14 protein-coding genes and 1 tRNA gene are annotated in these 10,562 nt (G+C 43.9%); 4 read left to right on the top strand and 11 right to left on the bottom strand.

Features of this window, described 5'->3' with window-relative positions; genetic code table 11:
* From Q0E19_RS08505 to Q0E19_RS08490, 4 genes are all read left to right on the top strand, one after another.
* A tRNA-Gln gene (locus Q0E19_RS08505) sits at window positions 1-76 on the top strand.
* Between the two features lie 96 nt (window positions 77-172).
* Window positions 173-1,117, top strand: a complete 945-nt coding sequence (locus tag Q0E19_RS08500) for a TAXI family TRAP transporter solute-binding subunit (RefSeq protein ID WP_294408856.1) — start codon at window positions 173-175, stop codon at window positions 1,115-1,117.
* A gap of 23 nt (window positions 1,118-1,140) precedes the next feature.
* Window positions 1,141-2,313 carry a sodium/glutamate symporter gene (gene gltS / locus Q0E19_RS08495; RefSeq protein ID WP_294408861.1) on the top strand — a complete coding sequence of 391 codons (1,173 nt, stop codon included), beginning with the start codon at window positions 1,141-1,143 and terminating at the stop codon, window positions 2,311-2,313.
* A 24-nt stretch (window positions 2,314-2,337) separates the two neighbouring features.
* Window positions 2,338-2,538 carry a hypothetical protein gene (locus tag Q0E19_RS08490; protein WP_294408855.1) on the top strand — a complete coding sequence of 67 codons (201 nt, stop codon included), beginning with the start codon at window positions 2,338-2,340 and terminating at the stop codon, window positions 2,536-2,538.
* A 386-nt stretch (window positions 2,539-2,924) separates the two neighbouring features.
* On the opposite strand, the gene Q0E19_RS08485 is transcribed toward Q0E19_RS08490, so the two are convergent.
* The 11 genes from Q0E19_RS08485 to hisZ all read right to left on the bottom strand — a co-directional run bounded on the left by Q0E19_RS08485 (window position 2,925) and on the right by hisZ (window position 10,471).
* A complete protein-coding gene (locus tag Q0E19_RS08485) occupies window positions 2,925-3,692 on the bottom strand; it encodes a hypothetical protein (protein ID WP_294408854.1) in 768 nt (255 codons plus the stop codon).
* 173 nt (window positions 3,693-3,865) lie between these two features.
* Entirely contained in the window at window positions 3,866-4,204 is a 339-nt protein-coding gene (gene hisE, locus Q0E19_RS08480) for a phosphoribosyl-ATP diphosphatase (RefSeq protein ID WP_294408852.1), read from the bottom strand.
* Window positions 4,205-4,558 (bottom strand): phosphoribosyl-AMP cyclohydrolase, encoded by a 354-nt coding sequence (gene hisI, locus Q0E19_RS08475; RefSeq protein ID WP_294408850.1) that lies wholly within the window; start codon window positions 4,556-4,558, stop codon window positions 4,205-4,207.
* Window positions 4,558-4,935, bottom strand: coding sequence for an SdpI family protein (locus tag Q0E19_RS08470; RefSeq protein ID WP_294408848.1), 378 nt, complete (start codon window positions 4,933-4,935; stop codon window positions 4,558-4,560). Before Q0E19_RS08470 ends, hisI begins: the two co-directional genes overlap by 1 nt.
* Window positions 4,936-4,940: 5 nt before the next feature.
* Entirely contained in the window at window positions 4,941-5,696 is a 756-nt protein-coding gene (gene hisF / locus Q0E19_RS08465; protein WP_294408846.1) for an imidazole glycerol phosphate synthase subunit HisF, read from the bottom strand.
* A gap of 1 nt (window position 5,697) precedes the next feature.
* Window positions 5,698-6,312 (bottom strand): imidazole glycerol phosphate synthase subunit HisH, encoded by a 615-nt coding sequence (gene hisH / locus Q0E19_RS08460; RefSeq protein WP_294408843.1) that lies wholly within the window; start codon window positions 6,310-6,312, stop codon window positions 5,698-5,700.
* Window positions 6,313-6,891, bottom strand: coding sequence for an imidazoleglycerol-phosphate dehydratase HisB (gene hisB, locus Q0E19_RS08455; protein WP_294408841.1), 579 nt, complete (start codon window positions 6,889-6,891; stop codon window positions 6,313-6,315).
* A 38-nt stretch (window positions 6,892-6,929) separates the two neighbouring features.
* Window positions 6,930-7,280, bottom strand: coding sequence for a TIGR04076 family protein (locus Q0E19_RS08450; protein ID WP_294408840.1), 351 nt, complete (start codon window positions 7,278-7,280; stop codon window positions 6,930-6,932).
* 28 nt (window positions 7,281-7,308) lie between these two features.
* Window positions 7,309-8,598 (bottom strand): histidinol dehydrogenase, encoded by a 1,290-nt coding sequence (hisD, locus tag Q0E19_RS08445; protein ID WP_294408837.1) that lies wholly within the window; start codon window positions 8,596-8,598, stop codon window positions 7,309-7,311.
* 21 nt (window positions 8,599-8,619) lie between these two features.
* A complete protein-coding gene (hisG, locus tag Q0E19_RS08440; RefSeq protein ID WP_294408835.1) occupies window positions 8,620-9,252 on the bottom strand; it encodes an ATP phosphoribosyltransferase in 633 nt (210 codons plus the stop codon).
* 19 nt (window positions 9,253-9,271) lie between these two features.
* Window positions 9,272-10,471 carry an ATP phosphoribosyltransferase regulatory subunit gene (gene hisZ / locus Q0E19_RS08435; RefSeq protein WP_294408833.1) on the bottom strand — a complete coding sequence of 400 codons (1,200 nt, stop codon included), beginning with the start codon at window positions 10,469-10,471 and terminating at the stop codon, window positions 9,272-9,274.
* Window positions 10,472-10,562 lie beyond the last annotated feature (91 nt).

Raw genomic sequence — 10,562 nt, 5'->3', positions numbered from 1 at the left:
TGGGGTGTCGCCAAGTGGTAAGGCAACGGACTCTGACTCCGTCATTCCAAAGGTTCGAATCCTTTCACCCCAACCAGTCCTAGGCTGAACAGGCGGACACGCTGAGCTGACAAGCTTGCTGTCTGCTGTTCAGCCTTTTTGTTTTATATTTTATTGTAAAGGATAGATACAGATGAGAAAAATACACAGATTGCTGTCAATTATCGCTGCTGGCAGCCTGCTGATATCTTTGTGTTCCTGTGCAAAAAAAGACGACATACGCTTTGGTACAGGAAATACAGGCGGTGTATATTATGCTTACGGAACTGCCCTGAGCGAGATCAACGATGATATAACTGTTAAAAAGACGGCAGGATCGCAGGCAAATCTTCGCCTTATGGACGACGGATTTGTTGATATGGCAATAGTGCAGAGCGACGTTTTGTCCGAGGCTGTAAACGGCACAGAGGATTTTGAAGAAGGCAGCATTGACGGAGTATCCGCTGTGGCAGGACTTTATATGGAAGCCTTTCAGATAATCGTACCTGCGGATTCTGAGATACAGACTGTTGCTGACCTTGACGGAAAGCGTGTTTCTGTCGGCGAGGACGGTTCAGGTGTTGCAAAAAACGCAGAGTATATTCTTAATTCTGTGGGGCTTAATATGGATATGCTGGATATACGCAATCTCACATATTCTAAATCCGCCGACGCTTTGAAAAGCGGTGATATTGACGCATTCTTTGCAGTGCTTGGCACTCCGTCAGATGTTGTCACTAAGCTTTCTGAGGATATGGACATAAGAGTATTATCCCTTGACGACCGCACGATATCATATATGACCAATCTTTACGGCGGCTATTATGAAACTGTGATAGATGCCGGAACATACAAGGGACAGGACGAGGATATAAAAACTGTCGGTGTAAAGGCTGTGCTTGTTGCTGCTGACAAAACGGACAGCAGTTCCGTCAAGGAAGTTGTAACACAGATATTTGAAAACAATGATGAGATCAAAAAATCTGTGCCTTTTGCAGAAGCTGACGCAGAATTTGCAACACAGGATATCCCCTGCGGATTTCACGAAGGTGCGGCAGATTATTATGACGGCTTAGGAATATCCGTAAGGAGGAAATAAATTTGAAAACGATCACTATTGATATGTATCAGACCCTTGCGGTTGCCGTCGGGGTGCTGTATCTGGGAGGGGTTCTGAAAAAGAAGGTCAAATTTCTTGAAACGTTCTGTATCCCCGCACCTGTTGTGGGAGGAGTAATTTTTGCAGTATTCTCATGTCTGCTGCACATATTAGGCATAGTTGAATTTCAGTTCGATGAAACTCTGAAAAACGTTTGTATGGTAATGTTCTTCACATCTGTTGGTTTTCAGGCTAACATAAAGGTGCTGAAAGCAGGCGGAAAAAGCCTTGTTGCATTTTTAATGTGCCTTATCGTTCTGATATTCTTGCAGAATGCTGTGGCAGTCGGTGTTGCAAAGGCGCTTGACATAAATGCACTGGTAGGAATGTGTACAGGTTCTATACCGATGATAGGCGGACACGGCACATCGGGTGCATTCGGAGCGGTCCTTGAAGATTTCGGAATAAACGGTGCGACAACGCTTTGCACCGCTGCGGCAACTTTTGGTCTTATAATCGGTTCGATAATGGGCGGACCGCTCAGCAGGCGGCTCATAATCAAGCACGATCTTATGAAAACGGTAGTGCCTGAGGACGATTCCATACTTGTTGAGGACGAGCAGAAGCATCATCGTTCGGTAAGTATGTATGCTCCTGCTGCATATCAGCTTGCTATCGCCATGGGAATAGGAACGCTTGTATCGTGGTCGCTTTCCTACACAGGAATGACCTTCCCTGTATACATCGGTTCAATGATAGTCGCTGCATTTATGAGAAACATTGGCGAATACAGCGGAAAAATACACATACACATGGGTGAGATAAACGACATTGGAGGAATATGTCTGTCGCTGTTTCTTGGAATAGCCATGATAACTCTTCAGCTTTGGCAGCTTGCAGAACTTGCTCTGCCGCTGGTTATAATGCTTATTGCGCAGGTACTGCTCATGGCATTTTTCTCATATTTTGTTGTATTCAACGTTATGGGCAGAAACTACGATGCCGCTGTACTTGTGGCAGGAACCTGCGGTTTCGGAATGGGCGCTACGCCTAACGCAATGGCAAATATGCAGGCGCTTACTCAGAAATTTGCTCCGTCCATAAAGGCATATATGCTTGTTCCGATAGTTGGAAGTATGTTTGCAGATTTTCTCAACAGTCTTGTTATAACAGGTTTTATCAATTTTATAAATTAGTGAAGAATAATGGAGGAAAAAATTATGAAAGGAAAAAACAAACATCTTGATTACTCAACGGAAAATCTTGCGTTTCCTGAGGTACACATTGACAACGACACAAAAGAAGAAACAGACAAGTCAGAAGCTGACGACAAGACATCGGGCGGTGACATGGTTTTCGACAACCTAGCCATCCCCGAAATAAAGTCCTCGGGCGAACGGCTCGATTCGGGACGCTCGTAAACTCGCTGTCTGCGGTTATGGCTTTTCATTTGCGCTCGGAAGAAACAGAGATATGACTTTTACTGAAACAGGGTTTGATGAGGTTTTGTTTTAGGCTAGTTTATTTTTTGTTATATATTATATTATTTTATTGAGGCGATTTTAGGTCGCCTCTTTTTTATTGGTATTTTCGCATAGTTACGCAAAATAACTAGTGCTATCCTCTAATAGTTTTATAAAAATACATTTTTAAGCTTGATTTTGGCTATAAAAAATAGAGGCAGTAAAAACCGCCTCTATCATTCCAAAATATAAAACCAAAGCTCCGTACTCAGATTCTTCCGAGCGGAAAATTATAAGTTTCCACGGCAGACAGCGAGTTTGCCGAATTACTCCGTCTAGGAGGACTAGGACTCAGTTGAGGACTCGGCGTCGGTGTCGCAGTCGCAGCTGCATTCATCAAGTCCTCTTGGGAAAAATTCTGCCGTCGGGAAAGATATCTTTTCAAACATCTCACAAGGGCTGTCGCTATTGGTCGAGCATTCCTTGCTTGGGACACAGTAGTCATATACAGGTATCATTATCGGCACAGGTCTTGCAAGCTGGATTATTGCGAACAGACCGATAGTAATAAGGATCTGCTTATCCTCGCTGGGAGATGAAGGCGCAACAAGCTTTGCGTCAAGGCACATTGGTGTTGCAACGTTCACAGATGCGCAAGGCAGAGCCGCATTGCTGCAGCATGATGCACAGCCGCTTGTCGGGGCAGGTGTCTGATCCTGATCGCATTCGCAGGTTGAAAATCTCAGTGTTCCGCCGTCGCTTCCGAAAAGTATCACCTTTTTAGTGAATGTTGATGTTGCATAAACTATGGTAGGCGCATTGCTTGTTGAATTGTAGACCTCAAGCTGCGCTCTGAAAGTATAAGTAACATCAACGGCATAGAAACCATGATTAAAAGCAACAGGCGATATTGCAAAAGCAACGTCCGTCACCTCAATACAGGTGCTTTTGATGTATGATGCATAGTTTATCGTTTCCCTGTCGGATTCACTTACAGTAAACTCCAGATCTTCAAGGCAGTCCTGCGAAGAGCAGGAATCGAATATCCTCATAGCTTCAATGCATACAGCTTCCTTGAACGGCTTATTTGGTGTGCAGTTAAAATCGCTCATAGTATACCCTCCTACAAAATATGTTGTTTTAAAGTTTTTTCACTTCTTTAACATCATATTCAGCAGGCTGCATAAGTGTGCGTAAATTTGCCAAAATACATAAGCAAACTGAAAAAAAATAAGCGGAACGTTCATCTGACGCACAGTCTGAACGCTCCGCTCAATATAAATTATCAGGTGTTTTTGTCTACCTGATGGAACTTCTTGAGATTTCCGATCTTTTCGTTTCTCTCATCAAGTATCTTCTCTACGTCTGCCCAGTCAAGTCCCTGATTTGCCGCAAGGACCATAACGTGGTAAAGCAGATCGTTGATCTCGTTTGCAAGCTCGTCATTGTCGCCGTTCTTTGCAGCAATAACTGTTTCGGTAGCCTCTTCGCCTACCTTCTTGCATATCTTGTCAACACCCTTGTCAAAGAGGTATGCTGTATAGCTGTTCTCCTGTGACTGTCCTGCCTCATAATCAGCCTTGCGCTGTTTGATGACTTCAAAAATTTCCTGATAAACTGTCATTTATTCTTCCTCCGTATTATAAATTTCATTGAAAAAGCAGCTGTAAGAGCCTGTGTGGCAGGCTGCACCTGTCTGCTTGACATTGAGCAGAAGAGTGTCATTGTCGCAGTCGGCATAGATCGAAACCACCTTCTGAAGATGACCGCTGGTCGCACCCTTGTTCCAGTATTCCTGTCTTGATCTGCTCCAGTACCATGTATAACCTGTTTCGAGAGTCTTTTTAAGGCTCTCCTTATTCATATAAGCAAGCATAAGCACAGTCTTTGTATCAACATCAAAGGCTATCGCAGGCGTAAGCTCGCTTTTGACAAAATATTTGTCAAGATCGTTTATATCAACTTTAATTTTGCTCATTATTTTTCCTTTCTGATGCCGTTCTGGTCAAAAGTATTTTTAAGTGAACGTTCTGTTGGGATCATCGTACAACACAAAAAAGCAGCCTGAACTATCTCTGATACGCACATTATGACCGTCGCCGTCATATTTTCAATAAAAAAATATGAAACACACACCACTGCCGACAAAACTGTCAGGATCACACCAACCCTGACCCACAAGCGTCCGCAGTAATCATGGGCATAATTCCATGTGTCCTGATTTTTCATTGACATAGCAGTCCGATAACCCACCAAACCGTTGATCTCCTTCGGCGTATGTTTATACATCATATAGCCGCAGAATATCATAATCACGGGTATAAATAACGTAAACACAATATTGAACACAAGCATTAGGCTTACCTCACTATTATCCCCTTGCTCCTGCAATCGTCTTTTACCTGCTGTACCGTCAGCTCTTTGAAGTGGAAAAGGCTTGCAGCAAGTGCTGCTGAGCAGTCTGTTTCAAGAAAAGCCTCTGCAAAATCAGAAAGCTTTCCTGCTCCGCCGCTGGCGATAACAGGTATTTTTACAGCGTTACATACCGCTTTCAGCATAGGCAGATCAAAGCCGCCCCTTACGCCGTCGGTGTCGATAGAATTTAAACATATCTCTCCTGCGCCAAGCTGTTCGCACTTCTTCACCCAGTCGATAAGATCCATTTTCATATCTATTCTTCCGCCGTTTATGTAAACTGTCCACTTGTTGTCGGCAACTTTCTTTGCGTCAACACCAACGCAGATGCACTGACAGCCGAAAATATCTGCGCCCTCTTTTATGAGCTGAGGGTTCTGAACAGCCTGTGAGTTTACAGAAACCTTGTCTGCGCCTGCTCTGAGGGTTTCCCTTATATCGTCAACAGTCTTTATTCCGCCTCCGACCGTAAGCGGTACAAACACCTTTTTCGCAGTTTCTCTCACAACGTCAAGCATTACTCCCCTGCCCTCGTGAGATGCCGTTATATCATAAAAAACTATCTCGTCCGCACCCTGAAGATTATACTCATAAGCACATTCAACAGGATCGCCGACTTCCTTTATTCCTTCAAAATTAACGCCCTTTACGACCTTGCCGTCACGAACATCAAGGCATGGTATTATTCTTTTTGCAAGCATATTATTTTACCTCCATTGACATCTTAGCAAAGTTTTCAAGTATTTTCAGACCTGTTTTTCCGCTCTTTTCAGGGTGGAACTGACAGCCGAAAACATATCTTCCGTCCGATACCACAGCAGGTACTTTTGAACCATACTCGCAGTAAGCATAAAGATTTCTGTCCTCGCAGAAAGCCTTATAGGAATGTACGAAATAAACGTATTCGTCATTTGTAAGTCCGTCGAAAAGACGGCAGTCGTGGTTATATTCAAGCTTGTTCCAGCCCATATGCGGGATAACAAGCTCAGGCTCGTTTATCTTGTCAACATAGCCTTTTACAAGTCCAAGACCGCTGCACTCTTCAAATTCATAACTCTTTTCAAAAAGCAGCTGCATACCAAGACAGATCCCAAGGAACGGCTTGAATTGAGCCTGCTCCTTGATAACGTCCACAAGACCGCTGAGTTTAAGCATATTCATTGCCCACGGGAACGCTCCTACTCCGGGAAGGATAAGTGCGTCGGCATTTATTATATCTTCTTTTCTGTTTGTCAGCTTGTTTTCAAATCCTAAATAATCCAGTGCGTTTTTTACTGAGAATATGTTACCTGCGCCGTAGTCAATTATTGCTATCATTTAAAGCACTCCTTTAGTCGATAATACTCCCGTTCCCGTAATTTTCATTGCGTCTTTAAGAGCGTGTGCCACTGCCTTGTACATAGCCTCGGCAATGTGGTGATCGTTCTTTCCGTACTCCTCTCTTATATGGAGAGTTATGCCCGAATTGAAAGCAAATGCTCTGAAAAATTCCTCTGTCAGACAGGTATCATACTGTCCTATCCTGTCATCATGGAAATCAGCGCTGAATGCAAGGAACGGTCTGCCGCTTATATCGAGAGAGCAGAACGCAAGAGCCTCGTCCATAGGTACAAAAGCCGAACCATATCTTGCTATGCCCGCTTTATCACCGAGAGCCTCAGCAAAAGCCTTGCCAAGACAGATACCTATGTCCTCTACCGTATGATGTCCGTCAACGTAGAGATCTCCCGTACATTCGACTTCCATATCTATTCCGCTGTGAACACCGAGGGCGGTGAGCATATGGTCAAAAAAGCCTATGCCTGTATTTACGTTTACCTTGCCCTCGCCGTCAAGCTTTACAAAAACTTCAATATCGGTTTCTTTGGTTTTTCTTTTGATTTCCGCTGTACGCATTTTATCACCTGCTTATGTTTAATTTTCAAATCCGGCCGTCAGATATCGTAAAATTTCCCCTTGTGGAAATTCTCGTTGCCAAGATATCTTGCCGTAAGCCTGAACATCACGCAGCCGTCAGGACAAACGATATCCTTGACATATTTACTGCTGCCGCCCAGATTTTCAAGATTTCCGCCGCTTCTGACAGCCTCCATTAAAGGGTAGAGCATCATCATAGTCTTTGAGCAGATACCATAGCCGTCCTTGTTCACAGGACAGCCGTAGGTACAGGTATATTTGTCGCCTATCTCCTCACCATTGCGGCAGTATCTTTCGGTATGATCTCCACGCAGAAAGCCTGTGACCTCCACCTCAAATTCATATTCCTCATCATACCACTTTTTCATGATATATGACACCCCTTAAAAAGATATCTTAAAATCTTACCTTTATAGCGTTTGCGTGAGCAGTAAGTCCTTCTTTTTCTGCCACAAGAACGATATCGTCCTTTGCTCTTCTGAGAGCGTCCTCTGTGTAATATGTAAAGCTTGAACGCTTTTCAAAGCTGTTTACAGACAGAGGTGAGAAAAATCTCGCTGTGCCGCTGGTAGGAAGAACGTGGTTCGGGCCTGCATAGTAGTCGCCGAGAGGCTCTGACGCATACTGACCGAGGAAGATAGAACCTGCGTTGTCAAGTCTGCCCACATACTCCATAGGATTTTCAAAAAGGACTTCAAGATGCTCAGGTGCAAAACGGTTTGCAAGGTCGCAAGCCTCGTCCTTTGTATTACAGATAAGGATAGCGCCGTAGTTTTCAAGAGAGCTTTCGATGATCTCTTTTCTTGACAGCTCCTGAACCTGTCTGTTTATCTCTTCGATAGTCTTGTCTGCTATCTCCTCACTTGTGGTTACAAGTATAGCAGACGCAAGCTTGTCATGTTCAGCCTGTGACATAAGGTCAGCGGCAACGAACTTAGGATTTGCTGTTTCGTCAGCCATAACAAGTATCTCGCTCGGACCTGCTACCATGTCGATATCAACTACGCCGTAAAGCAGCTTCTTTGCAGTTGCAACATAGATGTTTCCCGGACCTACGATCTTATCTACCTTAGGTATCTCCTCTGTGCCGTATGCAAGTGCTGCGATAGCCTGCGCTCCGCCGCTCATAAATATTCTGTCAACTCCACAGAGTGCAGCAGCCACGAGGATATCCTTGTTCGGTGTACCGTCCTTGAGCGGAGGTGTTACCATTATAATTTCCTTTACGCCTGCGATCTTTGCAGGAACGGCATTCATAAGAACGCTTGAAGGGTAAGCAGCTGTGCCGCCAGGAACATAAAGGCCTACTCTTTCAAGACCTCTTACCTTCTGACCGAGGATACAGCCGTCAGGCTTAGCGTTGATAAAGCTCTGTGACTTCTGTCTTTGGTGGAAATCTGTGATGTTTTCGATAGAATTGAGCAGAGCGTCAACAAAACGCTGATCTGCCTCTGTAAGAGCGTCGTTTATAACTTCTCTCGGGACTTCATAATACTCAGGAAGTCTGCCGTCGAACTTTTCTGTATAAGCCTTGACAGCGTTGTCGCCGCCCTCTCTTACTGTTTCGATTATCTCGTTTACAACAGCTGTTACCTTCTTGTTGGTTTCACCGCTTCTCTTTTCAAGCTGCTTGAAGAATTCAACTTCATCTTTGCCGTTGACATAGATCTTTTTAATATCTGCCATTTTCAACTTTCCTTTCGTATATCAATCAATATTCTCTTCAACAAGCTTTACAAAATTCTCTATCTCCTGCTGACGCATTTTCATGCTTACCATATTTACGATAAGTCTTGCTGAGATAGGGCAAACGTCCTCGATGACTTCGAGTCCGTTTTCTTTAAGGGTAGTACCTGTTTCAACTATATCCACAATACCGTCTGCAAGTTCAAGGAGCGGAGCAAGCTCTACCGAACCCTCGATCTTGATTATCTCAACGTCCATACCCTTTGATTCAAAAAATCTTCTTGTGATATTCGGGTACTTTGTCGCAACTGTCTTTACATCATATCCGCCGTAGAACTTTGAGCCTTTCTTTGTGGCAAGGGCAAATTTACATCTTCCGAAACCGATGTCAACAAGTTCAAAAAACTTGCCCTGCATTTCCATTATGGTATCCTTGCCCACAACGCCCATATCGCACACGCCGTGTTCAACATATGTTATAACGTCGTTCGCCTTTGCAAGAACGACTTCAAGATTTCCGTCGGGAACAGGAAGAATAAGCTTTCTTCCCTTTTCTCTTATCGCTGTACAGTCAAAGCCTATCTTTTCAAGAAGTCCTACTGTATCCTTTTCAAGTCTGCCCTTTGTAAGAGCTATTCTAAGGGGTTTGTTCATTTTTACTTATCCTCCCAACTTATATATCAAGCTCAGTTATCTCGCTGCCCACTACGATGAGCTTCTTTATGCCCTTTGACTTTGCATATTCAGCAGATTCGTCCTGTGTGTTGAACAGTGAGTTCTCAACTGTAAGACCATCTCTTACCAGTTTCTGAGCGTAAGCCATTGCCTCGACAACATATCCCTTTTCGCCGAACACAACAGCGTCAGCAGTTTTCAGCTGCGGCACTCCGCCTATCTTCTCCATATGTCTTGCAACGGAGTCAACATTCACGCCAAATCCAACGGCAGGGCAATCATTTCCGAACTCGCCCAGCAGCTTGTCATATCTTCCGCCCTTGAGAACAGACTGTCCTACTTCTGAAAGATATCCCTTGAAAACAATTCCTGTATAATAATCCGCATGGCTAACTATTCCCAGATCCACTGAGATCTTGCCCTCATAGCCTAAGCTTGAAAGTCTTGTGAACACTTCTCTGAGGTTGTAAAGTATACCTGTTATCTTATCGTCAGCATAAATATCAGCCGCCTTGTCAAGCACCTCGATGCCGCCGAAAAGTCTTGGCAGCTGCTTGAGTGCGTTTGTTATCTGATTTTCGCCAACTTCATCAAGGAGGTCGTTAAGCGCAGGATAATTCTTTGTGGAAATAAGCAGTCTTATCTCCTCTCTTACGCTTTCGCTAACGTCAAGCTTGTTTACAAGCTCCTTGAAATATCCGATATGACCGATCTCCAGTCTGAAATTATCCTTATCGAAAGCCGCAAGTGCTTCTACTGCGGTACAGAGAACTTCATAGTCCGCTCTCTTTGAATTTACTCCGCCTATAAGCTCGATACCAGCCTGAACTACCTCATCGGAACGTCCTTTGAGAAGAGCATTGTTTTCAAAAATGCTCTGATTGTAATACAGTCTTAAAGGCAGCTTAGCTTCTTTAAGTCTTGTTGACGCAAGTCTTGCGATCGGTATTGTGGAGTCAGGGCGCATAACTATAAGTCTGCCCTTTGTATCCGTCAGCTTATAAAGGCTCTCCTGCTGGAAGTTTCTTGAACTTCCCATAAACAGATCATAGAACTCTATGCCCGGCGTTACTACCTCGCTGTAACCAAAGCCCTCGAACAGAGCCGCAAGCTTGTCCTCAACCGCTCTTCTGGCAAGGCAGCCATCAAAAAGCAGATCTCTTGTGCCTTCAGGAGTTATCAAATCATATCTTTTCATAAAACCCATCCTTATTACTTTATTATAGTAAAGTGATACTACATTATCATATTATCAACATAGAATATTTTAGCACAATGTACGAGTGTTG

Origin of the sequence: uncultured Ruminococcus sp., from assembly GCF_934476685.1 — a bacterium.
GTDB lineage: Bacteria > Bacillota > Clostridia > Oscillospirales > Ruminococcaceae > Hominimerdicola.
Note: the sequence above shows the minus strand (reverse complement) of the source record. Positions and strands in the feature narration are given on the sequence as shown.

Bases quoted from the DNA above. Each gene is read 5' to 3' on its own strand.
- Q0E19_RS08500 (WP_294408856.1), top strand. From the start codon at position 173: ATGAGAAAAATACACAGATTGCTGTCAATTATCGCTGCTGGCAGCCTG.
- gltS (WP_294408861.1), top strand. From the start codon at position 1,141: ATGTATCAGACCCTTGCGGTTGCCGTCGGGGTGCTGTATCTGGGAGGG.
- Q0E19_RS08490 (WP_294408855.1), top strand. From the start codon at position 2,338: ATGAAAGGAAAAAACAAACATCTTGATTACTCAACGGAAAATCTTGCG.
- Q0E19_RS08485 (WP_294408854.1), bottom strand. From the start codon at position 3,692: ATGAGCGATTTTAACTGCACACCAAATAAGCCGTTCAAGGAAGCTGTA.
- hisE (WP_294408852.1), bottom strand. From the start codon at position 4,204: ATGACAGTTTATCAGGAAATTTTTGAAGTCATCAAACAGCGCAAGGCT.
- hisI (WP_294408850.1), bottom strand. From the start codon at position 4,558: ATGAGCAAAATTAAAGTTGATATAAACGATCTTGACAAATATTTTGTC.
- Q0E19_RS08470 (WP_294408848.1), bottom strand. From the start codon at position 4,935: ATGCTTGTGTTCAATATTGTGTTTACGTTATTTATACCCGTGATTATG.
- hisF (WP_294408846.1), bottom strand. From the start codon at position 5,696: ATGCTTGCAAAAAGAATAATACCATGCCTTGATGTTCGTGACGGCAAG.
- hisH (WP_294408843.1), bottom strand. From the start codon at position 6,312: ATGATAGCAATAATTGACTACGGCGCAGGTAACATATTCTCAGTAAAA.
- hisB (WP_294408841.1), bottom strand. From the start codon at position 6,891: ATGCGTACAGCGGAAATCAAAAGAAAAACCAAAGAAACCGATATTGAA.
- Q0E19_RS08450 (WP_294408840.1), bottom strand. From the start codon at position 7,280: ATGAAAAAGTGGTATGATGAGGAATATGAATTTGAGGTGGAGGTCACA.
- hisD (WP_294408837.1), bottom strand. From the start codon at position 8,598: ATGGCAGATATTAAAAAGATCTATGTCAACGGCAAAGATGAAGTTGAA.
- hisG (WP_294408835.1), bottom strand. From the start codon at position 9,252: ATGAACAAACCCCTTAGAATAGCTCTTACAAAGGGCAGACTTGAAAAG.
- hisZ (WP_294408833.1), bottom strand. From the start codon at position 10,471: ATGAAAAGATATGATTTGATAACTCCTGAAGGCACAAGAGATCTGCTT.